Source organism: Arcanobacterium haemolyticum DSM 20595 (genome assembly GCF_000092365.1).
GTDB lineage: Bacteria > Actinomycetota > Actinomycetes > Actinomycetales > Actinomycetaceae > Arcanobacterium > Arcanobacterium haemolyticum.
On sequence record NC_014218.1, the window covers coordinates 1,765,435 to 1,790,029 of the forward strand.

At 52.6% G+C, this 24,595-nt stretch carries 19 protein-coding genes, 2 tRNA genes, 1 other RNA gene and 1 pseudogene; 7 read left to right on the forward strand and 16 right to left on the reverse strand.

Features of this window, described 5'->3' with window-relative positions; translation table 11 throughout:
- Positions 1-108: 108 nt before the first annotated feature.
- The 3 genes from groL to ARCH_RS08200 all read right to left on the reverse strand — a co-directional run bounded on the left by groL (position 109) and on the right by ARCH_RS08200 (position 2,948).
- Positions 109-1,731 carry a chaperonin GroEL gene (gene groL / locus ARCH_RS08190; RefSeq protein ID WP_013170806.1) on the reverse strand — a complete coding sequence of 541 codons (1,623 nt, stop codon included), beginning with the start codon at positions 1,729-1,731 and terminating at the stop codon, positions 109-111.
- Between the two features lie 267 nt (positions 1,732-1,998).
- Positions 1,999-2,628 carry a LytR C-terminal domain-containing protein gene (locus tag ARCH_RS09465; RefSeq protein ID WP_013170807.1) on the reverse strand — a complete coding sequence of 210 codons (630 nt, stop codon included), beginning with the start codon at positions 2,626-2,628 and terminating at the stop codon, positions 1,999-2,001.
- A gap of 56 nt (positions 2,629-2,684) precedes the next feature.
- Entirely contained in the window at positions 2,685-2,948 is a 264-nt protein-coding gene (locus ARCH_RS08200; RefSeq protein WP_013170808.1) for a DUF3263 domain-containing protein, read from the reverse strand.
- 49 nt (positions 2,949-2,997) lie between these two features.
- Between ARCH_RS08200 and ARCH_RS08205 the strand changes: the two genes are divergently transcribed.
- Positions 2,998-3,669 carry a uracil-DNA glycosylase gene (locus tag ARCH_RS08205; RefSeq protein WP_013170809.1) on the forward strand — a complete coding sequence of 224 codons (672 nt, stop codon included), beginning with the start codon at positions 2,998-3,000 and terminating at the stop codon, positions 3,667-3,669.
- A 7-nt stretch (positions 3,670-3,676) separates the two neighbouring features.
- Here ARCH_RS08205 and ARCH_RS08210 read toward each other — a convergent pair whose 3' ends face one another.
- The 3 genes from ARCH_RS08210 to tdh all read right to left on the reverse strand — a co-directional run bounded on the left by ARCH_RS08210 (position 3,677) and on the right by tdh (position 7,323).
- Positions 3,677-4,948, reverse strand: coding sequence for a thioester domain-containing protein (locus ARCH_RS08210; RefSeq protein ID WP_041640444.1), 1,272 nt, complete (start codon positions 4,946-4,948; stop codon positions 3,677-3,679).
- A gap of 126 nt (positions 4,949-5,074) precedes the next feature.
- Positions 5,075-6,265 (reverse strand): glycine C-acetyltransferase, encoded by a 1,191-nt coding sequence (locus ARCH_RS08215; RefSeq protein WP_013170811.1) that lies wholly within the window; start codon positions 6,263-6,265, stop codon positions 5,075-5,077.
- Positions 6,265-7,323, reverse strand: coding sequence for an L-threonine 3-dehydrogenase (tdh, locus tag ARCH_RS08220; protein ID WP_013170812.1), 1,059 nt, complete (start codon positions 7,321-7,323; stop codon positions 6,265-6,267). Before tdh ends, ARCH_RS08215 begins: the two co-directional genes overlap by 1 nt.
- A gap of 104 nt (positions 7,324-7,427) precedes the next feature.
- On the opposite strand from tdh, the gene ARCH_RS08225 reads away from it, so the two are divergent.
- Together ARCH_RS08225 and ARCH_RS08230 are read left to right on the forward strand one after the other, a co-directional pair.
- Positions 7,428-8,816, forward strand: a complete 1,389-nt coding sequence (locus tag ARCH_RS08225; protein ID WP_041640445.1) for a TrkH family potassium uptake protein — start codon at positions 7,428-7,430, stop codon at positions 8,814-8,816.
- Between the two features lie 15 nt (positions 8,817-8,831).
- On the forward strand, positions 8,832-9,500 hold the full coding sequence (locus ARCH_RS08230) for a potassium channel family protein (protein WP_013170814.1): 669 nt from the start codon (positions 8,832-8,834) through the stop codon (positions 9,498-9,500).
- Positions 9,501-9,692: 192 nt separating this feature from the next.
- Here the strand turns inward: ARCH_RS08230 and ARCH_RS08235 are convergent, their stop codons facing one another.
- The 4 genes from ARCH_RS08235 to ARCH_RS09470 form a co-directional block, all read right to left on the reverse strand.
- A complete protein-coding gene (locus tag ARCH_RS08235; RefSeq protein WP_013170815.1) occupies positions 9,693-11,135 on the reverse strand; it encodes an alanine/glycine:cation symporter family protein in 1,443 nt (480 codons plus the stop codon).
- A 256-nt stretch (positions 11,136-11,391) separates the two neighbouring features.
- Positions 11,392-11,464: transfer RNA gene (locus ARCH_RS08240), tRNA-Thr, on the reverse strand.
- Positions 11,465-11,561: 97 nt separating this feature from the next.
- The gene (locus ARCH_RS08245; RefSeq protein ID WP_170121729.1) at positions 11,562-12,386 is read right to left on the reverse strand and encodes a DsbA family protein; all 825 of its coding nucleotides are present in this window, start codon (positions 12,384-12,386) and stop codon (positions 11,562-11,564) included.
- 78 nt (positions 12,387-12,464) lie between these two features.
- The gene (locus ARCH_RS09470) at positions 12,465-14,096 is read right to left on the reverse strand and encodes a serine/threonine-protein kinase (protein WP_013170817.1); all 1,632 of its coding nucleotides are present in this window, start codon (positions 14,094-14,096) and stop codon (positions 12,465-12,467) included.
- A 225-nt stretch (positions 14,097-14,321) separates the two neighbouring features.
- On the opposite strand from ARCH_RS09470, the gene ARCH_RS08255 reads away from it, so the two are divergent.
- Together ARCH_RS08255 and ARCH_RS08260 are read left to right on the forward strand one after the other, a co-directional pair.
- Positions 14,322-15,449, forward strand: coding sequence for an ABC transporter ATP-binding protein (locus tag ARCH_RS08255; protein WP_013170818.1), 1,128 nt, complete (start codon positions 14,322-14,324; stop codon positions 15,447-15,449).
- Between the two features lie 145 nt (positions 15,450-15,594).
- Positions 15,595-16,845, forward strand: coding sequence for a DUF4032 domain-containing protein (locus ARCH_RS08260; protein WP_041640447.1), 1,251 nt, complete (start codon positions 15,595-15,597; stop codon positions 16,843-16,845).
- 99 nt (positions 16,846-16,944) lie between these two features.
- Here ARCH_RS08260 and recR read toward each other — a convergent pair whose 3' ends face one another.
- From recR to ffs, 3 genes are all read right to left on the reverse strand, one after another.
- Positions 16,945-17,571 (reverse strand): recombination mediator RecR, encoded by a 627-nt coding sequence (recR, locus tag ARCH_RS08265; protein ID WP_013170820.1) that lies wholly within the window; start codon positions 17,569-17,571, stop codon positions 16,945-16,947.
- Positions 17,571-20,117: a DNA polymerase III subunit gamma and tau gene (locus tag ARCH_RS09475; protein ID WP_013170821.1), complete on the reverse strand. Its 2,547-nt coding sequence runs from the start codon at positions 20,115-20,117 to the stop codon at positions 17,571-17,573. The genes recR and ARCH_RS09475 overlap by 1 nt, the downstream gene beginning before the upstream one ends.
- Before the next feature lie 462 nt (positions 20,118-20,579).
- Positions 20,580-20,675: signal recognition particle sRNA small type (ffs, locus tag ARCH_RS09780), an RNA gene on the reverse strand.
- 120 nt (positions 20,676-20,795) lie between these two features.
- Here ffs and ARCH_RS08275 point away from each other — a divergent pair.
- Positions 20,796-20,880 (forward strand) — tRNA-Ser (locus tag ARCH_RS08275).
- Between the two features lie 138 nt (positions 20,881-21,018).
- On the opposite strand, the gene ARCH_RS08280 is transcribed toward ARCH_RS08275, so the two are convergent.
- From ARCH_RS08280 to ARCH_RS10560, 3 genes and pseudogenes are all read right to left on the reverse strand, one after another.
- Positions 21,019-22,323, reverse strand: a complete 1,305-nt coding sequence (locus ARCH_RS08280; protein ID WP_013170822.1) for an MFS transporter — start codon at positions 22,321-22,323, stop codon at positions 21,019-21,021.
- A 181-nt stretch (positions 22,324-22,504) separates the two neighbouring features.
- Positions 22,505-23,661, reverse strand: a protein-coding gene (locus ARCH_RS08285) for an IS3 family transposase (protein WP_389400668.1) whose coding sequence is annotated in 2 segments (ribosomal slippage) — positions 22,505-23,385 and positions 23,385-23,661 — 1,158 coding nt in all. Because the reading frame shifts where the segments join, the coding sequence is not laid out codon by codon here.
- A 102-nt stretch (positions 23,662-23,763) separates the two neighbouring features.
- Positions 23,764-23,937 (reverse strand): annotated as a pseudogene (locus ARCH_RS10560) (helix-turn-helix domain-containing protein); the annotation flags it as partial.
- Positions 23,938-24,072: 135 nt separating this feature from the next.
- Between ARCH_RS10560 and ARCH_RS08295 the strand changes: the two are divergent.
- Positions 24,073-24,480 carry a hypothetical protein gene (locus ARCH_RS08295; protein WP_013170823.1) on the forward strand — a complete coding sequence of 136 codons (408 nt, stop codon included), beginning with the start codon at positions 24,073-24,075 and terminating at the stop codon, positions 24,478-24,480.
- Positions 24,481-24,595 lie beyond the last annotated feature (115 nt).

Consider the following 24,595-nt stretch of genomic DNA (forward strand, 5'->3'; position numbering starts at 1 on the left):
ACAGGGCGACGGACAACAGAGTGGCAACAGGATGGCCAGACAAGTAAACACAAAAAGGCCGGGAGCCTGGAAAATTCCAGGCTCCCGGCCTTAGTGGAGAAACTAATCTCAGTACATGCCGCCCATGTCTTCACCTGCTGGAGCAGCAGCTGCTGGTGGTTCTGGCTTGTTAGCCACAACAGCTTCGGTGGTGAGGAAGAGGCCAGCGATGGAGGCTGCGTTCTGGAGTGCAGAACGGGTAACCTTCACTGGATCGTTCACGCCAGCCGCAAGAAGATCAACGTATTCGCCAGTTGCAGCGTTCAAACCGTGGCCCACTGGGAGGGAGCGAACCTTTTCTGCCACAACGCCGCCTTCGAGGCCAGCGTTAACAGCGATCTGCTTGAGTGGAGCAGCAACAGCAACGCGAACGATGTTGGCGCCGGTTGCTTCGTCACCGGTGAGTTCGAGGCCTTCGAGTGCCTGGTCAGCAGCGTGGATCAGAGCAACGCCACCACCGGAAACGATGCCTTCTTCAACAGCAGCCTTTGCGTTGCGAACGGCATCCTCAATGCGGTGCTTGCGTTCCTTGAGTTCAACTTCGGTTGCTGCACCGGACTTGATCACGGCAACGCCGCCGGCCAACTTGGCCAAGCGTTCGTGGAGCTTTTCGCGATCGTAATCGGAGGTGGAGTTTTCAATCTGAGTCTTGATGGTGGAGACGCGGGCAGCGATGTCGTCTGCAGAGCCTGCACCTTCAACGATCGTGGTGGAATCCTTGGTGAGAACAACCTTGCGTGCGCGGCCAAGAAGTTCGATGTCAGCGTTTTCCAGCTTGAGGCCAACGGTTTCGGAAATGACCTGGCCGCCGGTGAGGGTAGCCATATCCTGGAGCATTTCCTTACGGCGATCGCCGAAGCCTGGAGCCTTAACAGCAGCGGACTTGAAGGTGCCGCGGATCTTGTTAACAACGAGGGTGGCGAGTGCTTCACCTTCGATGTCTTCAGCAATGATCACGAGCGGCTTGCCCGTCTGCATAACCTTTTCGAGAACTGGGAGCATGTCCTTCACGTTGGAGATCTTGGATTCAACGAGCAGGACGTAGGCGTCTTCCAGAACTGCTTCCTGGCGGTCAACGTCAGTAACGAAGTATGGGGAGAGGTAGCCCTTGTCGAAGGACATACCTTCGGTGAGTTCGAGTTCGGTGCCGAAGGTGTTGGACTCTTCAACAGTCACAACGCCTTCCTTGCCAACCTTATCGAGTGCTTCTGCGATGAGTTCGCCGATTTCCTTGTCACCTGCGGAGATGGCTGCGGTTGCAGCGATTTCTTCCTTGGTTTCGATTTCCTTGGCGTTTGCGAGGAGCTGTTCAACAACCTTGGCAACAGCCTTGTCAATGCCCTTGCGGAGTGCGATTGGGTTTGCACCTGCGGCAACGTTGCGGAGGCCTTCCTTCACGAGGGCCTGTGCAAGAACGGTTGCGGTGGTGGTGCCGTCACCAGCGACGTCGTCAGTCTTCTTTGCAACTTCTTTGACGAGTTCGGCGCCGATCTTTTCGTATGGATCTTCGAGTTCGATTTCCTTTGCGATGGAAACGCCGTCATTTGTGATGGTAGGAGCGCCCCACTTTTTGTCAAGAACAACGTTGCGTCCCTTTGGACCAAGCGTCACCTTGACGGTGTTTGCGAGAGCATCGAGGCCGCGTTCCATGCCGCGGCGCGCTTCCTCATTGTAAGCAATGATCTTTACCATTGTATTTTCCTCCCACTAGGGTGGTTGACGGCCAGTGCCCGCGACGGACGATGTTCGCACATCCGCGTTCTGTTTCGCGTTGCGCGGCACCTCACTAGCCAACGTACTATCACTCTCCATCCGAGAGTGCCAGTATCGATTTTGGCACTCTCGCGGTGAGAGTGCAAGATGGCAGGCGACGACGAACGTGCAGTTACTCTACGAGAGAAAAGTTGAGTGGACCTGGCGCAAGTCGCATTCCAGGTCCACTCGTATGTTTTATCTGTGTTATCGAAGAACGACGACGATGTCCGCACTCATGGAGACGCCGTCACCTTCGGCAACGGCGCCTCTGCCAAGATGTTGAGCAATATCTTCGGCCATGGCCTTCATGTCCGCATTCTTGTAGTAGATCGTGGTTGTTGTTGGTGTGTTGCCGCCCTTGTAGTTATCGGCTGTGACGTTGGCATATCCAGCTTCTTTCAGCTGTCCTTGAACTTCTGCAGCTAATCCGGAAATCCCCTTACCGTTGAGAACTCGCACATTAACGTTTTTGTTGAGTGCTGGTTTTTCAGGTTCTGCTGGAGCTGGTGGAGCTGGTGGAGCTTCTTCCTTTTTGGGTTCAGCTGGTGCCTGCCCAGCTTTATCGGGTGTAGAAGAGTTTTGTTCAGTCTGCTTGTCTTTTTCTTGTTCAGCCTGCTTGTCTTTTTCTGGGGTGACAACTGAGGCTACTGTTTCTCGAGCGGAAGAATCGCTAGAGATCCATTTTCCTACTCCCCAGCCTGCAAGTGGTGCAATGAGCAGAACAGCCACGAGCGCAACTAGCCATGGGCTAACGCGCGTTGGCTTACGATGTGCACCGAGAGTCTGCCGCTCTTGCGCCAAACGATCAAATTCATCTTCTAAGTATGCGTTCACGTTCTCTAGCCTATCTAAACTTCCGCTCAACGAACTCCTCATTATACCGTGTTCATCTATCGACGTAGTTGACGTTCGTCAGCTTTCGCGTCTCGAAGCCGCCGCAATCGATCAACAAGAACCGGTTTTGCTTTCCACACGCGCTTGTCTTCAAGCATTCGAGACAAGATGATGTAGTACTTCATGGGAGAGATACCTAATTCTTGTGTGATGGCTCGATCTTTCGTGGGGGCAAGTTTCCACCAGGATTCTTCGATAGTGAGGACTTTTTCTTCTATCGACGTGAGCTGGTTTGGGTTGTCTTTCTCCACAGATTCCATGAGTGTAAGTCTATTCAAATATTGCTTCCTTTCGCCGTATTATAGTGCCATGAGTGATCTAGATGGAGTTATGCATCCCACGTGGGCGCACGCAATGGAACCAGTTGCCGCACACATCCACGCGATGGGAGATTTCTTGCGTGAAGAAAATGCACAGGGCCGCGGTTACCTCCCGGCTGGTGCAAACATTTTGCGCGCCTTCCAACAACCATTACCAGATATTCGCGTGCTGATTGTTGGCCAGGATCCATACCCCACTCCAGGCCATCCTGTAGGGCTGTCATTTTCTGTCGATCGCAGTGTCCGCCCGCTTCCTCGATCGTTGGTCAACATTTACCGCGAACTCCACGATGATTTAGGCATAACTCCACCGCCGCATGGCGATCTCTCTTCATGGACCCATCAAGGGATCATGCTTCTTAACAGAGTCCTCACCGTATGCCCATCGCACCCCGGTTCGCACGCGAACCGGGGCTGGGAGGCCATCACCGATCACGCGATTCGTGTTCTCGCGCAACGTGAATCGCCACTTGTTGCGATTTTGTGGGGCAAGCAGGCACAGTCGGTAGCAAGGCTTCTGCCGCATGTTCCGGCGGTGATGAGCCCGCACCCGTCTCCGCTTTCGGCTCATCGTGGCTTTTTCGGTTCGAAACCATTTTCTCGAGCGAATACTCTTCTCGCTCAACAGGGTGCAACCCCTGTTGATTGGACAATCCGCTAGAAGGGAGTTAGAGAGAGCGGAACTTACGCTTTTCCCAGATGAGGAACCCTATTCCACTGGCAATGATCGCGAGCGCGATACCACTTAACACATAAAGTTCTGGCCCGGTTTGAGCGAGCTTAGGCGTTTCAGGTTCGGTTCGCGCGGGTTGAACAGCGGGCGGTTGAGGATTGACGATCGGCGTGGCTTCGGTGGCAGGTGGTACGGGAGTAACCACGCAGGCGCCTGAGTTCCGTTCAATTATCCGGCCAGTTTTGGGATCACGAACTGGAACACCATCGTTGTCCACACACATGTCTGCGTGGCCTAGCCAGGATATTGTGGCAGTGTCAGTCATCCGCATTTTTTCTTCGCGAACCATCACGAGTGTTTGCCCATGCCGTTCGGGAGATGCCATAGGGGTAATTAGCGATCCGTGGAATCGTGCAGTATCGATGCTCACGCCGATTTCTGCGTCACCGGCGTCACGCACATCCCCCGTTCTCATATAAAAGGCCTCCCGTGCTGGAACGTGGCTAGCATCCATAACTTCACCGGCTTCATTTTCCAGCGTGAATCCGGCAGGCACAGTCACAGCCACAAACGGGTAGCCTGTTTCTACATTAAACGGCCCCAATCGTTCCCCAGCGAAGTCACGCCGATCCGGCACGTTCAGCGCCACACCTGTGTGTAGTTCTTCCTGTACGATCCCTACATTTTCCGGCGAAATTAAGTAGCGATACACTGCAGCAATCGCTTGGCTATCTACTCCGTGGGTGTCTTCTGATGCGAGAGCCGTAAAATCAGGATCTACCCCGTCAGTTAAATGCCAGATGGCAGATTGGGTTGCCGTAATCGCTTGAGAAGCCGCCAGTTCGCGTATACCAGCCGCACGCGCCACATCCTCTAACGAACTGGTGGGGTAAGAGTTGTGGATAATCCACGCCACTTTCCGCCGCACAGATTCATCAGTTTTAAAAGCGTTTTCTCCTTTGAAATCACCCCATGAACTTGTAACCGTAGGAGAGGTGCGATCTGGCTGTACAGTCAGTTCCAAACAATACGCATGATATGTTCCGGCATCGCCCGTATTTACCGTAAATAGCACAGGTCGTGCCTGCCAGGATCGTGTGGTAAATCCTTCGTGCTGGCGGGCATTTTCTGCCGGAGTATACCGCATACTAACACCAGTTAGGTGCGGATCTTGTTCTTCAATATCGTGCTCTGCGTTCTCTGCATGAGCCACAGTGGGCGCCAAGCAGAGTGCAGCAGCAGCTAACAGTGTGTTCAATGAACGCATGAATCTTTTCATCATCAACCAATCTCTCAGAAATGTATGATGAAAATAGATTAACGAATATCAAACATCATCAAAGATAACTATCCACAACCGATAGTTATCCACAATTTAGAGGGACGAACCAACTCACATCACGGCATCGCGGGCAGCCACAAACGCAGCCACAGCAGCCCGCACATCATCAGCCGAATGAGCCGCAGACAACTGAACACGAATACGAGCCTTACCCAGCGGAACCACCGGATACGAGAACGCGGTTACATAAACTCCCAGTTCACCCAACTTAGCGGCAATCTGGCCGGCGAGGCGAGCCCCGTCGTCGCCAGGGAACATCACCGCAATAATCGCGTGACTTCCAGGCAACAACTCAAACCCAGCCTCAGCCATCAACGTACGGAACAACTGAGCATTATCGGCCACACGCTCACGCAAATCGTCACCCGCGCGCGCCACGTCCAACGCCTTCAACGAACCCGCAACCAACGAAGGCGCAACCGCATTCGAGAACAGATATGGCCGTGCGCGCTGCTTCAACAACGCAACCAACTCAGCAGGCCCAGCAATATAGCCACCGGACGCACCACCAAGCGCCTTACCCAAGGTGCCACTCAAAATATCCACACGATCCGCAACACCAAACTTCGACGGCGTGCCCGAACCATGCTCACCCACAATGCCAGTCGCGTGCGAATCGTCAACCATCACCATCGCACCAAACTCTTCAGCCAAGTCACAAATCTCCGGAAGCTTCGCATAGTAGCCATCCATCGAAAAAACGCCATCCGTCACGATCAAGATCCGGCCAGCGCCACCCTCACGCGCAGCAACCAGCTGCTCACGAAGCTCGCCCATGTCCGAATTCTTGTAACGGAAGCGCCGAGCCTTACTCAGCCGAACGCCGTCGATAATCGACGCATGATTCAGCTCATCAGAAATCACCGCGTCGTCTTTACTCAACAAAACTTCGAAAATACCACCGTTGGCGTCAAACGCAGATGGGAACAAAATCGCGTCCTCCATCCCCACGTAATCCGCAATCTTCCGCTCCAAATCGCGGTGAATATCCTGCGTACCACAAATAAAACGAACCGACGCCGTACCATACCCATACTCGTCCAAGCCCGCGTGAGCCGCCGCAATAATCTCAGGATTATCCGCCAAACCCAAATAATTGTTCGCACAAAAATTCAGCAACTCGCCATCAGCGGTACGAATGTGCGCAGACTGCGGCGAAACAATCGCACGCTCGCTCTTAAACAACCCAGCCTCACGGATCTCCTGTAAAGTCCGCGCCAAATCCTCACGAATACTAAACATTAATCATTCCATTCCAAAATAATCTTGCCAGCATGCCCGGCCTTCGCCGTCTCAAACGCCTCTTCCCAATTCGCTGGCGCAAACCGGTGCGTAATCACCTGGCGAATCTGCTCCCGGAAACGCTCCGAACCAGTCATCAAATAAGTAGCGCGGTACCACGTATCGTACATCGCGCGGCCATACACGCCCCTCACTGTCAACATCCGCGCAATCAACTTGTTCCAATCAATCGCATACTGGCGCGCAGGCAACCCCAACAACGCAATGTTCGCACCATTCGTACACAGATCAATCATCTGAGACATCGCCACAGGCGAACCGGAAATCTCCAAGCCCACATCGAAACCCTCAGCCATGCCCAACGCATCGAAACGATCACGCACATCCTCACGCATCGTATTCACGCCTACAACGCCATCAATCGCCTTCGCAAGCTCCAAACGCTCATCGTTAATATCAGTCAACACAACGTTACGCGCCCCAGCATGCCGGGCAATCGCCGCACACATAATGCCGATCGGCCCAGCGCCAGTCACCAACACATCTTCGGCAGTCAACGGGAACTGGAAAGCCGTATGCACAGCGTTCCCAAGAGGATCAAAAATCGCGCCCAATTCAGGATCGATCACGTCCGGCTGCACCCACACGTTCGTTGCCGGCACAACCACAAAATCAGCAAACGCACCATTGCGATCTACCCCAATAGACACCGTGTTCGGGCACATGTGGCGCCGCCCCGAACGGCAATTCCGGCACCGGCCACACACAACGTGCCCCTCCACCGAAACACGCTGCCCCACGTGAAGCTCCCCATCGGCGTCGCCCTCCGCAACGCCCGGGCCCAACTCCACGATCTCGCCATAAAACTCGTGCCCAATGGTCTGCCCGGCCTTCACGTGCGCGGCCGCAAAATCATCCCACGAAAGAATATGCAAATCCGTACCACACAAGCCGGCACGCATCACCTTAATCTTGACCTCACCGCGGCCTGGAGTAGGCTCCGGAACCTCACGTAACTCTAACCCCGGACCTTCAATCGGTTTAACAAGCGCTCGCATATCTTCGTTTATCTTCTTCCTCGAAAATCTTTAAAAGGTTTCTTCCACTCACAGGATAGCCTGTTGTGTTGTAGAACGGCACCTTCGGTTCTAGAATCGCTTAAGTGAATCGTCTCCGAAAGATGCGACCCACCTACATCCTTATCGTTGCCTTCTTGGTGACGCTCCTGGCGGGTACCTTCCTGTTGATGCTCCCGATTTCTGTAACCGGGCAGCCTCCTTGGCCATATCCTTTATCCACACCTCCGCACGAATACGGGCCGCGGTTTGCTGGCGGTGCGCCTTTTTCCGTTGCGTTTTTTACCGCCACGTCTGCCACAGCCGTAACCGGCCTTGCCGTTGTTGACACGGCCACGTATTACACCACGTTTGGGCAGAGCATTATTGCCGTGCTAATTCAGCTTGGAGGCATGGGCACAATGACCATTGTGACTCTTGTTGCGATGGTTTTGGCGCGGCGTCTCAACATGCGAACCCGTGAGGTTGCTTCCGCATCCGTGAGCGGGATGAGCATGGGGAACGTGCGCCGCGTTGTGTTTGGTGTTGTTGCCCTAACTGCCCTGGTAGAAACAAGTATTGCTGGCGCTTTGTTGGGGCGTTTTTTGTATCTTGGGCATTCGTTTTCTACCGCGTTGGGTGAGGCATGGTTCCATTCGATTTCTGCGTTTAACAACGCCGGTTTTTCGCTTTATACCGATTCGTTGATCGAGTTTGCTACAGATCCGTGGATTATTTTGCCAATTTCCGCCGGGATTATTATCGGCGGGCTTGGCTATCCGGCTTTGCTGGCTTTTTACGGGTTTGGGTTGCATTGGTGGCGGTGGCCGATGACTACTCGCTTAGTTGCCGTTGGCACAAGCAGCCTGCTCGTGTTTGGCTGGGTTTTCTTTGCGTTGGCTGAGTGGAATAATCCGAATACGTTGGGGCCTGAGGGGCCTGGCGGCAAGATTTTGATGGCGTTCTTCGCTTCTGTGACGCCACGTACTGCCGGTTTCAATTCTCTTGACGTTGCTTCTTTGACCGACATTTCCCGCGTTCTCACCGACATTTTGATGTTTATTGGCGGCGGACCTGGTGGTACTGCGGGCGGCGTGAAGATTACAACCGTGTTTGTGATCGGGTTTGTTGTGTGGTCTGAGATGCGTGGTGGGCGCGCCGTGAACGTGTTGGGGTTGCGGTTGCCGCGTTCGGCGCAGCGTCAGGCACTGACGGTTATGTCTCTTTCTTCTATCGCCGTGATGGTTGGCACGATGCTGATTATGGTTCAGACTACCGTGAATTTGGACCAGGCGTTGTTTGAGGTTGTGTCCGCGTTTGCTACGGTTGGATTGTCTACGGGGATTACGCCATCGTTGCCTGCTTCGAGCCAGCTTGTGTTGATTACATTGATGATTATTGGGCGGTTGGGTCCGTTGACTATCGCTACCGCGTTAGCGTTGCGTACCAGCCCGCTCACGTACGAACTTCCTAAGGATCGGCCGTTGATCGGCTAAGAAAGGATGGATGGTATGCGTTTGCGCCGTTCAGTTCAAGAGCACGACGTTGCCGTGTTCGGTTTGGGCCGTTTTGGTTCTGCTCTCGCGTTGGAGCTTGTGTATGCAGGTTACAGCGTGTTGGGTATCGATAAGTCACCTGCGGTTGTGCAGAGTTTGGCGAGTAGGCTTCCTCATGTGGTTGCGGCCGATCCCACGAACGAGGAAACTTTGCGTGAGCTTGGCATTCAGGATTTTTCGCGTGTTGTGGTTGCGATTGGGAACGATTTGGCTTCGTCGATTTTGGCTACGTCTGCGTTGTTGAAGATGAATGGTCCCGACGTCTGGGCGAAAGCTTCCACCCCGCAGCAGGGGCAGATTTTAGAGCAGATGGGTGTGAAACATATTTTCTACCCTGAGACTGACATGGGGCGCCGCGCGGCACACATTGTGGCACAGTCGTTTAACGATTACGTTGAGTTGGGGTACGGTTACGCACTTGTTTCGACGACGGTGAACGACGCCATGACCGGCAAACAACTTGCTGATCTGGGATTGCGCCGAGCAAAGGGCATTTCTGTTATCGCTGTGAAGGGTTCGAATGATCAGTGGGTGAATGCTTATGCTGAAACGATTTTGAAGCCGGGTGACGAAATTCTGGCCGTTGGCCCTGCCAAGACTATCGGATCGATCGTGGCGGAGTAGGTTTGCGTGGGGGTTTGCTAGGTCCCACACTTCTGGGATCCGGCAAATCACGCCAGGTATCCCAAAACCACGCCAGGTATCCCAAAACCGCGCCTACGCTTCGGTAATGCTGACCATTTCGAGAATAGTGGCAAATATTGCCACTATTCTCGAAATAATCAGAGTCGATGAGGTAATTGGCTTACAGCACGATCAGTGCTCCATACCAGCTGTTTCTTTTGTCCAGATGGTTTCTTCCAATTGACGCGGCAAGTATGGGTTATCCACAGCAACGAATGCTCCTTTGCCGCCGGACGCTTCAAAGTCTTTCAAGATGCCAATAGCCCACTTACCGAGCAATATTATGGCCACTAAGTTGATAACTGCCATAAAGAACATCGACGTATCCGCGAGCGTCCATACCAGTCCGAGTTTGGCGATAGAACCAACGAATGTCGCGCCGATGATCGCGAGGCGCAACACCATATTCGCTGTCTTCTTACCTGGGAATAGGTAGTCCATATTCACTTCAGCATAGGCATAGTTGCCGATTAAGCTGGAGAAACAAAACACGAGGATAAGAACAACCATAATGTGTTGAACCCAAGGCCCTAATGCGGATATTGCTGCACCGGTGGTTAGCGTCGCGCCTTCAACATCTTGCCCTGGAATGTAAATTCCCGAAGTTAAAATAATGAACGCAGTTGCGGAACAGACCAGAATCGTATCCACAAAAACACCCATCGCCTGGATCAGGCCCTGGCGAGCCGGGTGGATAGTAGTGGCCGTAGATGCGGCATTCGGAGCAGAGCCCATGCCAGCTTCGTTGGAATATAAGCCTCGTTTCACACCATTCATCAGGGCCGCAGTGAAACCACCGGCAGTTCCTGCAAATGCTTCATTCAAGCCGAATGCTGATTCGAAGATTTCACCGAACACTGGGATCACATCGCCAATGTGAGTGGCAATAACAAGAAGTGCAATTCCAATGTAAATGAGCGCCATGGCCGGAGCGAGATATTCAGTCACGCGAGCAACAGACTTAATTCCACCTAAAATGACTAGGCCGGTAAAAAAGGTGACCACTAATCCTGTGGCCCATGCTGGCCAACCGTACGCGTCGTGAAGAGTGTTAGAGATCGTGTTTGCTTGCACAAGTTCAAATGCAATGCCGTACGTGAACAAAAGCGATACTGCGAAAGCCGCTCCCCATCCCCACGATCCTAGACCTTTCCAAATGTAGTAGGCAGGGCCGCCACGGAATGTTCCATCGCGCCACGGCATCTTAAACAGCTGCGCTAGAGTCGCTTCTATGAATGCTGTTGCCATGCCTAGAAGTGCAACAACCCACATCCAGAAAACAGCGCCCGGTCCGCCAAGCGTGATAGCAACAGCTACTCCAGCGATATTACCCGTACCAACGCGAGCCGCTAACCCCATCGCAAATGCTTGAAACGACGATATTTGGCCGTGTTGAACATCGCGACTATGCCCGATAACAGAAAACATGGTGCCAAATAGCCGAAATTGCAGTCCTTTGGATCGCAATGTGAAATACAGCCCCGCCCCAACGAGGAGAGGGATCAACATCCACGAATAAATGAAATCGTTAAACGAACTCAACGTGCTATTAACGCTGTCCCAGATCGTATACATGGAACATCCTCCTTCTATAGCAACAGATCAGTTGCCGAAGCCAATATGCTAGCGCGCCTTAAAGAAAACTTAACGTCTCATCCATGTAAGCAGAAAAGATCTTTCATATTAAAACGTTGATATATCAGCAATTAATAGAAGAACACGCCTTAATTAGTAAAGAAAATAGCAGGAAAATCACACTAAATTGACCCGTTTCCAAGTAAACAAATACCCCAGCATGTATTTTTCTTTAACATGCTGAGGTAAAAGAAAGAGCCCCCTGTCAGACTCGAACTGACGACCTACGCTTTACAAGAGCGTTGCTCTACCAACTGAGCTAAGGAGGCTTACGCATCAACTGATGCGCATAACAATAATGGCAGAAATTACCCGGTGGTGCCAATGCCACCACCGGGTAATCTTCGACACGTTTCGTTTGCCGACTTACTTTCCAGCAGCTTTGGTTAAGATTTCAGGAACTAGTTCATCTGGATTTCCCTTAGTCCAAGAATCGTCCGCCTTGCCATTCACTGTGAGTGTTGGCGTACCAGTGAATTCATTGGCACGGAACTTTTCGACAGTCTTAGCTACTACTCCCTGCCATTTTTGATCAACGATTGATGCAGGAAGATCGTTCACCACATCCTGCGGAACCCCCACACTCTTAGCAAGATCGGCGATCTCGCTTGCACTTGGGTTTCTGTTGGCTGTGCGCTGGTGGACTTTTTGGCCGTAATTCATCAGAGCAGTATTGAATGCCCACGCCTTTTCCGGCGCATACTGAGCCACATAGTAGAACGCTGTAGCACCCTTTGTAGAGAAGTCAGTGCCAAGAGTATTTACCGGATAGAGCTTCACCTGAAGATTGCCCTTAGAAGAGTGATCGGTAAGAAGTGGACCAAACTTAGCTTCGAATGCTTCACAGCCTGGGCACATGTAATCAGACCACAGCCCAATAATTGGCTTGCCAGATTCCGTTGCAGTTGCGCTACCGTCCTTGTTGAAAAGAACGCCACCATCAGCAGAAACGTTGTCTGTTTTCACTTCGCGTGCGGTGCCTGTATAAGAACCTAATTCTTTCGTGCCGCCTTTGTCAGATGTAACGATCTGCCAAACAGCGAACGATATAAGGAGAAGGGCAACTGCGATGATAGATATGGTCACGATTTTGCGTTTCTTCGCTTGTTTTGATTCAAGCTCTTGAAGTACACGTGCCTTTTCGCGAGCAGCTTGGCGCCGTTCCTCTTTAGTCATTTTATTCTGAGACATGCCAGGCGTATTTTTAGATGCCATTATTCACCTCTATATGGGGTCTGATTGACTGAAATAGATCATAGAACGTTTACATTAAAAACTAAACTGCATAGCCCCGGGCTTAAGGTGGAAAATGTGGACAATAATGCTAGGAATATTAGAAGCCGATTCCCCAAGAATTAGCCCTAAAGTAGCCATACATAAGGCAATTCCTATGGCGCACCAAAACACATAATACGATGCCGACGGCGTAATTTCTTCAACCATTCGCTGCCATCCCAACCTTGATTGCCTCCCCCAATCAACATTCCAAAGTAGAAGTTGTGCTACAAAAACAGAAGCAACGATCATCCAACGTAGGTCATTCAGTACGTAATGAGTCCCCATAAGTTGGAGAATTAGCCAAAGACTCCCGAAACCTCCAAGCAAAGCAACCGCACCCCCAATTGCCGCCATGAGCAAGGCGCGCACGAACATCAGTGGCAGAAGCCACACTGCAACAAATCCGTTTTTCTTTCCGCGCGCAGCCCGTTCCCAGAATCCGCCAACGATATATGAGACGACGAATGTGCCTCCAAGAATCAATCCTACTAACAGGAGATTCCAGCCACTGAGAATGGAAAGGGCAACCATCATCAGCAGTGAAAAAACACGTGAGGATCGGGGTAATGAGGTACGCGGGGGTGCTGGATTTACCAACTGTCTACTATCACTGTCATTCGTGACGTGCGCGGTTATACCTGTACTTTCCACAGGTATCGCATGATCTGGTAGCCCTCCCGCCATCTCCGCGTCAAGAATTTGCGTTACAGGAACGATCGGTTCAGGATATGGCATCACTTGTGTGCGTTCATCTGCATCGTCGATTCGAGTAACTTCTGCATCATCGGAAGTTTCGGGGAGAGGTGGGGCAACGACGTCGGCTTCCTCGTCCGTAACGAAACCAGAAGGATCACGCAACGCATCAATTAACTCATCAAAACTCAATCGTTTTGATACATCAGGCACAAGCGCTGCTGAAACAACCCGTGCAACTGCCGGATCCATTCCATCCAAATCTGGTTCTCCACAGAGAATCTGTCGCATAATCGCCGCCGGAGCACCATGAAAAATCGGGTGCCCACACGCCGCAAAGCCAATAACGGCCGCGAGCGCCCACCAATCCGCCGCCTCATCTGGAACTTCACCACGTATAATTCGCGGGTCAACGTAACCTGGCGTATGTGCAACCGAACCTGCTTGAGTAAGCCTTGTAGCTCCTTCAGCTTGTGCAATACCAAAATCGATCAGCACGATACCTTGTTCGCCAATCATCACGTTGGATGGTTTCATATCTCTATGTAACACGCCTACTCGATGAATGGATCGCAACGCATCTGCAAGCTCTTGCGCTAGCTCAACCAAATCCGTACCTGTAAAAACGCCACTATCGATGACGTCTTGTTCCAACGTGGGACCGTCGATTAGCTCAGTGACGATGAAAAGGTCGTCATCAATTTCTACGTCTAAAATTTGCGCAACATGCGGATTTGAAACCCGCTGAAGCATTGCTATCTCACGCAAAAACCGCGCCCGCCCAGAATCGTCACCAATCAACCCTGGATTCATGCGTTTTAACGCAACGCGTTCACCAGACGGACTCATAGCTTCATAAACAGTGGACATACCACCGAAACCAATCCGTTTAATCAACGTATAACCAGATAAATCTTCGCGTTCTCGCATCGCACCTCCCACGTCACTTCTTAGCCTAACTCAGGCCTCCCACATATTTTCGTGGCACCCCAAAACCACCACACACAAAAACGTTTTAACAATAGAAAAAATCATCCGATATGTGGCAGAATAATGGAAGCTTCGCACCGAGGCGAAGTGCGTGTCAGAGTCGACACTCAGACACCTTTCACAATGGATCGTCCGGCACGTACCTGCCGGTGAAGGGATAAGGTAATGGCTACCGTTACTTTCCAAAACGCTACTCGCGTTTACCCGGGCGCAGATAAGCCTGCAGTAGATAAACTCAACCTCGAAATCGCTGATGGCGAATTTCTCGTTCTCGTTGGTCCTTCAGGCTGTGGTAAATCCACGTCGTTGCGCATGCTCGCAGGCCTCGAAGATGTCAACGCAGGCAGAATCTTTATCGGTGAACGTGATGTCACCGATGTTTCGCCAAAAGATCGTGACATCGCAATGGTGTTCCAGAACTACGCTCTCTACCCACACATGACTGTTGCTGACAACATGGGCTTCGCGCTCAAGATCGCCGGTGTGGACAAGGCAGAAATCCGTAAGCGCGTAGAAGAAGCAGCAAAGATTCTCGATCTCACCGAATACCTCGAACGCAAGCCAAAGGCACTTTCCGGTGGCCAGCGCCAGCGTGTTGCTATGGGCCGTGCAATCGTCCGTAAGCCACAAGTCTTCCTCATGGACGAACCGCTCTCCAACTTGGATGCCAAGCTCCGTGTTCAGACTCGTACACAGATCGCTTCGCTCCAGCGTGAACTCGGGGTCACCACCGTGTACGTTACCCACGATCAGACCGAAGCTCTGACCATGGGCGATCGCATCGCAGTTCTCAAGGATGGCCTCCTCCAGCAAGTTGCATCCCCAGCAGAAATGTTCGCACGCCCAGCAAACGCATTCGTTGCAGGCTTTATCGGATCGCCAGCAATGAACTTGGGTAACTGGAGAATCGAAGGTAACCAAGCCGTGTTCGGCGATGCTCGCCTTGATCTTCCACAGCATGTTCTTGATGCCCTCACTGCAGAAGACAACGGCGAAATCACCATCGGTATGCGTCCAGAAGCATTCGAAGTTCTTCCAATGGCAGAAGATCACTCTGTACCGCTAAAGGTCACCTTCGTTGAAGGACTCGGCTCTGATGCTTACGTTTACGGCACCATCGTCGGCCACAAGGGTGAATCGCAACGCTTCGGTTCTGGCGATAGCTCGGACACCATGGTTGTTCGTATTCCACCAGAAAACGTTCCAAACCCGAACGATGTTGTTTACCTGCGTCCACGCGCAGATCACATCCACTACTTCTCTGCCGCAACCGGTAACCGAATCGGTGAGTGAGACACGCTAGGTGAGGGTGTGAGAGAATATGTCTCTCACACCCTCACCTTTTACAAGGCGCTATGCCTCCTCATGCAGGAGCGCAACCTTGCACAGGATGAGAAGCCATCCGTCCATACACTTCCCCTATCAAGAATCCCTTCTTATGCCTAAGACTCTTCAAATCACATCAGCCACAGTGAGCCCTGCTCTCTTGGATCTGCCTTGGAACGTTCCACTTGAAGAATGGCCTGAAAACATCGTCACCAAACTCCCGCGTGGTATCTCCCGGCACATCGTGCGGTTTGTTCGGCTGGAAAATCAAATCATCGCCGTCAAAGAGATTGGCGAAACAGTTGCGTACAAAGAATACGAAACGTTACGGAATCTCGAACGCCTCGATGCTCCGTGCGTTGAACCGTTCGCCGTGATTTCCGGGCGAACATCTGATTCTGGCGAAGCCCTCAATGCGGTTCTGGTAACAAAGCACCTCCCCTTCTCCTTACCTTATCGTGCACTTTTCGGCCAACAGGCAATGCGATCGGAAACTGTTGACCGCCTGATCGATGCCCTTACAGTACTTATGGTTCGCCTCCACCTTCTTGGTTTCTTCTGGGGTGACGTTTCGCTATCGAATACCTTGTTTAGGCGCGACGCCGGCGAATTTGCCGCCTACCTAGTTGATGCCGAAACCGGCGAAATCGAAGATAATCTTTCAGAACGCAAGCGTTCCTATGATATTGACGTGGCTCGTACGAACATCATTGGCGAACTTATGGATCTCCAAGCCGGTGGTGTTTTGGATGAAGATTTTAATGCCATCGCAGTGGGCGATCGGTTCGAACGGCGTTATCGGGAACTCTGGGCGGAGCTCACTAGCGCCGAATCTTTCGATCTCTCCGATCGTTGGCGCGTGGACGCCCGTATCCGTCGTCTCAATGAACTCGGCTTCGAAGTGGGCGAAATCGAAATGAGTACCGATATTGATGGCACCCGGCTCTCCATCCAGCCAAAGGTTGTGGATGCCGGCCATTATTCACGCAAAATTATGCGCCTTACCGGTATGGACGTAGAAGAAGCCCAAGCCCGCCGCATGATGAATGACATCGATGGCTACCGTGCCGTGAATGGGCTGTGGAATCTGCCCGATTCGATCGTGGCCCACGAATGGATGGCCAACGTGTACGAACCCGCCGTGAATGCGATTCCATATGATCTGCGCGGAAAACTCCAGCCTGCTCAGTTGTTCCATGAGATTCTTGAACATCGTTGGTACATTTCGGAACATGCAGGCCATGACGTTCCATTGCCAGACGCTGTACAGTCCTATATTCACAACGTCCTTCCATCGCACCGCGAGGAAGCCACCATGTTGGAGCGTGAAGCTCCGCATGATTTTGATGAATATTATCTGTGACTGCTACCTACAACCAGATATTTTAGAACAATAAACGCGATAAGGAGGGTGCCCTGGGTGGAAACGATTTTCCGCCCAGGGCACCCTCACATCAACATCTCACAACGCCGGCGTACTTGGCGTGTGAATCCGTTGCCGGCCTTCAAGCGCCCGCGAAATTGTTACTTCATCTGCGTATTCAAGATCGCCACCCACCGGCAGCCCGGAGGCTAGCCGTGATACTACAACTCCCATGTGTGCAAGGTTGATTGCCAGGTAAGTTGCGGTGGCTTCGCCTTCTACGTTGGGATCCATGGCTAGGATGACTTCTTCCACTGTCCCATCTTGCAATCGGGCATAAAGTTCACGGATGCGAAGATTATCTGGCCCAACACCGCCGATCGGATCGATGGCACCGCCAAGAACGTGGTATTTTCCGCGATATTCGCGGGACCGTTCGATAGCCACGATGTCTTTGGCTTCTTCAACCACGCAGATGGTAGATTCTACGCGCCGCAGGTCAGCACAGATTCGGCACAGATCTCCTTCGGCAATATTTCCGCACACGGTACAGAATTGCACTTTTGCTTTCACTGCTTGGAGGGCTTCAACAAGGTGGTTTACTTCGTCGTCGTCTGCTTCTAGAAGATGGAACGCGATGCGCTGGGCGCTTTTGGGCCCCACACCGGGTAGCCGCCCGAGTTCGTCGATGAGGCTTTGAACGGCGCCGTCGTAGACTCCTGCCATTATTCACCTGCCGTTCGTTCGTCGATTTCTTCGATGATTCGCGCATCGAATGTATTGAGAAGCACTTTCAGGCCTACGAGCGACGATTCGCTAATATCCGGATCGTCTTCCGAGACTTCTTCCCAGTCATTTCCAGCGGGTTTTTCTTCTTTTTCAGGCGGGTGGACTTCCCACACTGGCCGTTTTTCGGCGCGCGCTGGCACAGCGAATGGCGGTTTGACTTCCTTCGACGCCGTTGCCTCACCTTGCCGCGAAACCTGCGGTATCACTGGGGATGATTGTGTTTGCGGCTGGGCTGACGCTTGCGCCGCCACACCATGCCCTGGATATTCCATTGGTGGTATAGCTGGCATGGGTTGTGTGAAGAAGGGGACGTCGTCTTCTTTACGTACCTGAGATGGCACAGGTTCGGTTTCGGCAGGTGCCGACCCTTCAACTAGTACAGATTCAGCCCGTGTAGGTTCACTCACCGGACTTTCAACTGCCGGAGTTTCAACTGCCGGTTCTGAGACGTGATCTGCCCCTTTCATCTGGGCACGCCCTTCAACTAGATCTGCGAGTATGCCCGCAGGATCTACGGGGTCCGTAACCGGCTTAGGGTTGCGTGTATCTGGGATCGGTTCTTCTTCCTCCCAGGATGGTTCCGGTGGGAAATCGGCTGGATCCGCATACTGAATTGGCGGTTCTACGGGCTTTTCTTGGTGCCGTGGAGGGGCCGCGGGTGCCGATACTTGTGCGGGTTTCGGCGCGGCCTCAGCTTTTGGGTGTGTTTGCCCATCGTCCGGGATCGCTTCCACACCAACATCGATTTTCAGTACTTCACGAATAACTTCCGCAACATGCTGCCCTGACCCACGTTGGTTGAATCGTGTTGCCACCGCAGGCATCTTGAAGGCGATGCGTAACGTGTTGTCTGCAATATCGTGGAGCCGCGCACCCGAGTTGAGCTGGTTTTTCACCAAGCCACCAAGATGTGGGTTCGACAGAATTTGTGGCCACGCCGCCGAAATTTTATCGAAGATGACGTGCGCCGGGTTCGACGCCGCCGCTCGCGCTTGTGCAGACGCCGATTCCGGCAGATTTTCTGGTCTGCGTGGCGGAACCTTTGGCATGTCAGTAGACGGAACGTGTGAGCTTCGTTCTGGTTTCGCAGGTTCTTGTGGCGCAGCAAGTGCCGGAGGAGCCATTGGCGCCGCGACTACCGGGGCTTGAGTTGCGACTGGCGTTGGAGCCGCCGGACGTTTTTCTTCGACCTGCTCTGGCATCACGTTACGTTGCGGTTCCGGTTGCGCCGGAGGCGGGGTTTGCCGTTGCGCTGCGGATTCTTGCGCGGACGGCTTCTTCCACTTGCTAAGAGTTTGCGGCGGAGTTGAAACTTGCCCGCCTTCAGGAACGTGTGTTTCTGGCGACGACGGGGCCTTCGCTTGCGTAATCTCTGCTTGAGCCACAACTAAGCGTGCACAGAGAAGTTCTAGCTGAAGCCGTGGAGAGGTGGCACCAACCATCATGTTGAGCGCATCGTTTGTGATGTCTGCACATCGCGATGCTCGCGCGGCACCAAGCTTTTCTGCTTGGATTTCCATACGCTCATATTGATCGTCTGGAACGGTAACAAAGACGTCCCGCGATTCCGAACCAGTGAGGGCAATAATCACCACGTCACGGAGGCGTTGTAGGAGATCTTCAACGAATCGGCGTGGATCGTGGCCTGATTTCACAACGGAATCGACCACGCTAAAGAGTGCTGCGCCGTCTCTATCTGCCACTGCACTAATCGCTTCATCTAGCAGGTGTGCGGAGGTGTACCCCAATAGAGCAACAGCGCGTTCATAATCCAACGAATGCGAATCGGATCCACCGATGATCTGATCGAGTACCGACAGAGTGTCGCGCACAGAACCCGTACCAGCCCTGATAACAAGAGACAGCACGTCTTTAGATGCGCTCACACCTTCTTGTGCACACAACCGAGCCAGGTATTTTTCCAGATCCAGTGGTGGAACAAGGCGGAACGGATAGTGATGGGTACGGGATCTGATCGTGCCAATCACTTTTTCAGGTTCAGTGGTAGCAAAGATAAACTTCACGTGTTCTGGTGGTTCTTCCACCAGTTTCAGGAGTGCATTAAAGCCCTGGTTAGACACCATGTGGGCTTCATCGATAATGAAGATCTTGAAGCGATCGCGTACCGGAGCGAAGCCTGCTTGTTCGCGCAGATCACGAGCATCATCAACACCACCGTGCGATGCCGCATCCAGTTCCACAACATCCAAAGATCCTGCACCATCGCGGGCCAAATCACGGCATGATTCACACACGCCACATGGAGTATCTGTGGGATAGTTCGCACAGTTAAGGCAACGTGCCAAGATACGTGCCGATGTGGTTTTGCCACATCCACGTGGGCCAGAGAATAAATAGGCATGGGTTGTACGCCCCGCTGCCAGCGCCGCTTTTAGCGGCGCAACAACGTGGTCTTGGCCAATGACTTCTTGAAAGGACTGGGGCCGGTAACGGCGATACATGGCTACACTCACGAACACCATCTTACTCGACCCCTCCCACACCTGACGCGTCACATCACAGACTGTGGAGAACGCACAATATCCACAACAAGAGCGGTTCATCAAACCTCTCACTCAAAGAGTGTCATACATCGCAAAAACTCTTGATGTTCTACGCTGTCAAGCGTAGCCTTTAACCACGGGAAAGCTACAGCAAGCCTTGCCGGGGGCAATCTCAACCGCATGCCTTATTTTCGCGCCCCATGCTGCTATCGCAGCAGATTCTGGATACTCAATAACCGCAGACCGAACACGGACGCCAAGTAATCACAGCTCCAGCTGGCACCGTCTTCATTCTTGACCTCAATGGCCAGATAGCTAAAGTCATCCGGCCAGGGGAACAATTTACACCATGATCGATCGTCGTTGATATCTTGCGAATCTAGTGATGCCTGCCAGACAGGTAGCGCTGCTCTGAGGGATTTAGGTTTTCAATAGTAAAAATAAAAGGACTCCCCACGCACCCGCCAGAGCCCGGTCTCCTTGCTGCATTCCTGCCCTGGGGAATTAACCGAAGATGACGCCACGTGAGGAGTCGAAGATCAGTTTACGCGATAAACATTATTTATGCGAATCTATTACGCAGGTAACACTACATCGATTCGCATAATGCTGGCTCTTTCATATACTATTAACGGGTACGTCAGTGCGGCGTATGCAGGAGGATTCGCCTAGTGGCCTATGGCGCACGCTTGGAAAGCGTGTTGGGTGCAAGCCCTCGGGGGTTCGAATCCCCCATCCTCCGCAGGTGATCCCCGGTAAGATTTCTTACCGGGGATTTTCTCTTCTTCCAGTTCCCCAAAAAGCGCCAGCCTGCACGCCAGCCTCATATATGACACTGCCACCCTGCCTCCCGCTTTTTCGGGAAGCACAAAGCGAAAAGTCAGCGCGCCCCGCTGTCCGTGGTGGTAAATTCATTCCCCAAATACCGTTCACGCGGCCCGTGAATATCTACGAACGGCCACCTCCACCGGTGATGTAATTCCACGTCCCACGCGATTTTCGCCCACACAAAGATAATCAACGCAATCAGAATCGATGCAATCCCACCCACAGCAATCGACCACCGCGGCCCGAAAACTTCCCCAATCCACCCCACTACAGGCGATCCGATCGGCGTGATTCCAAGGTTTACTGCAAAATAGATCGCCAGCACGCGCCCGCGCAGTTCCGGCGGCGTGCTGATTTGCACCAACGTGTTCACGGCGATCAAGAACGTGAGCATGGTGAACCCGGTTGGGATCATAAGCAGGGCAAACACCGTGTAGGTCGGGGCGAACGCAGCGGCGATAGCCACCACCCCGAACGCCACCGCGTACACAAGCAGTTTCGAAAACCTGGGAGCTTTCCGCCGCGCAGAAAGTAGCGCGCCTGTCAGCGATCCGATCGCCAACATTGATCCGAGCAGGCCATACGATCCAGCACCCATCCCGTACACGTCAGTTGCCATGAGCGCTTGGGTGATCTGGAAGTTGAGTCCAAGGCCAGACACAACAGCAATCAGCACCAAAATCGCTAAAATATCGGAGCGGGTGCGCACGTACGCGAAGCCTTCACGTAGCATTCCTTTGTGGCGCGGCACGGCCATGTGCGGGAAGAAGTGTTCGGATTTCATGATCGCGAGCGCCAGCACCGGCACCGCAAAGAGCGCAAAGTTGAGGATAAACACCCAGCCTGGCCCCACAAGTTCGATGAGCACGCCTGCCAGCGCTGGTCCGATGAGGCGTGCGATATTGAACGAGGTCGAATTCAAGCTAATCGCGTTTGGTAACGATTCTGTGGGCACAAGTTCCGATAGGAACGTGTTGCGTACCGCGGATGAGAGCGCGTCCGCGGTTCCCGAAAGTAACGCCGCAGTATACACGTGGTACAGGTTCGCGTACCCGGTCACGAGCAAGATTCCGAGGATGAGTCCGATTACTGCCACTATGATTTGGGTGGATTGGATAAGACGACGCCGGTTTGCCCAGTCCGCTAGTACCCCTCCGAATGGTCCGAGCAACATCTGCGGAAGAAATTGGAAGGCGGTGACTAGTCCTACAGCAATGGCAGAGTTGTGTGTGAGTACGGTTAAAACTACCCAGATTTGACAGACACGTTGCATCCACACGGCTGTTGCGGAAAAAGAGTTGGAGATAAACCAGAGGCGATAGTTTGGATATGACAACGATTGGAAAGTTTTAGACACGTATGTTTCCTCCTCACTTCAGTCTAATGAGGAGGGAAAATGGTTTCCACTGATGCCGTATTATGTCCGGTGAAGGTCTACTTCGCGTTTAATTTCTTCCATGGTTGACATTAGTTCAGTAATTTCAGTTTCGAGCACTAAGGCAAGAGCGACTAAACGATCTGCTGGAGCGGGCTGAAATCTAGGACCGGGCGGCTTGAGGGCCTCCCTGGGTTAGGTGCCATTGTTTGGCGTACTGCGCTGGCGGGACAAAGCCCAAGCTTGAGTGCGGATGACACGTATTGTAGCGCTTTGACCACAACCTGAGGCAGTGGCTGGCGTGGGCCGGGTCGTCGAACATCTCGTCTTCGAGTAGCTCATCGCGGAGGCGGTTGTGAAACGACTCCACGAATCCGTTGTGCCATGGCCTTCCTGGTGGTATGAACGCCTCAACAGTGCCCTCCTTGGCTGCCCACTTGTTCAGCTCGTGGCTGATGAACTCAGGGCCGTTATCCATGCGCAACACTCGCGGACGGCCACCTCTGGAGGCAGCAAGATTGCTCAACAGTTCAATGACTGACACGGCGGTAATAGACCGCCCGACCTCGAATCCCACGTGCTCACGTGTGAACTCATCGATGACGTTGCAGATCTTAAACGTCTTACCGTGGTAGTCAGTGTCGAACTGGAAGTCCAATGCCCACACATCACCGGGACACGCAGCTGGCTCAACCCGAGGGGTGGATAGGGGCAGACACCGCCGCTTGGGAGCCTTGCGTGGAAACACCCGCAGACCCTCCTGGCGCCATATGCGGCGCACGACATCGCGGCCGCAGTCAAACCCGGCCTCACGAGCCTTAACCCACGCGCGGCGGTAGCCCCAGCGACGATGGGATGCAGCGAAGGTCACCAACCAGCTACGCAACGAGGCGTGCTTGTCGGTGGCAGAAGGCCCGGTTGTGTGGCGTCGGGCGTTGTAGTACGCCCCGCGGGAAACCCCGACAACGCGGCATGCCAAGCGCACTGAGTACCCCAACGATAGGGCATGGTCAATCGCTTCGTACTTGCGTGCCAGGGTCAGAATTTTCCCTCTGCTAACTCCCTAAGCAGCGACTTTTCGAGTTCAGCCTCCCCAAGCAACCGCTTGAGCTTCTCGTTTTCTTCCTGCAGCTCCTTGAACCGCCGTGCTTCACTGCGAGTCATGTCGCCGTACTGTCTCTGCCACCGGTGATACGTTGCCTCACTGATGCCAAGCTCACGGCAAACCTCTGCCACGGTGCTGCCAGATTCCTTCAAGGACCTGGCCTTGTCGAGCTTCACCACGATTTGTTCGGGTGTGTGCTTCGAGAACTTCTTCATGCTCTCCAATCTTCCTGCCCCAACCGGGGCTGTCACGGAAGACACTCTCAAACCAGATGGTCTAGTTTTTTCAGCCCGGGCCACTGCTCCGATTGACGATATTCCGTTTTCTACTCTACTTAACTGTTGTCTACTCCAACCTGATTCATTAGCAAGGGCTTCTTGTGACCAACGGGTGTCTTTTCGACGTCGAGTTATTTTTCTCCCCAGAATTGCACGAAATGCTTGCGCCAATGCAGCGTCTTCAGCGCTCATAAAAGATTGGGGAATAGGCATAAGCCAAGATTTTCACGGCAAGTTACCTATATCCACCTCGCTAGCTAGATTATTTTTATACAGTTAGCGATACGTTTATGATGTAAAGTCACTTTCTGTCTAAATGCGCTATTTTCATGTTCGATTGGATTCACCATGAATAAATTCAAAGACGATTTCAAAAGATCGTTAGATTCCGCCACAAACGATAAAGAATCAAGAGTTGAGAAAGCCTCATACGACTTGCTGAACGTGTTGGATAACATCAATCAAGACGAACTTTCCACAACACAATTCGACACTTTCGCATCCATCGTCGCCCAACTTAAAAAAGCACGTGAAGATTTCGATAACGGCTACACAAAGACGTGCGCTGAAGTCAATGAAGGAGTCCGCTCTCTCAAAAAACAAAATCGACAACGAAAAATAGCTGAATTAACTCTTCTGATCATTGGACTATACGCTTTCGTCATACATTATGCTCTAGCTCTTGTTCTAATAGGAGCAGCTCTGGCGATTCGTCATTTCGGCAAAAATATCTACTTAAAGGATCTCAGCAATTAACACGAACTTCTTGGTCAGATTGCCGCAGGGCAGAATCTATTATTGGCCGCGTGCCATCTCCTTCTAGTGACGCATCAGGATTAGCTGCTCAAGCAGACCGCCTCTATTTTGCTTC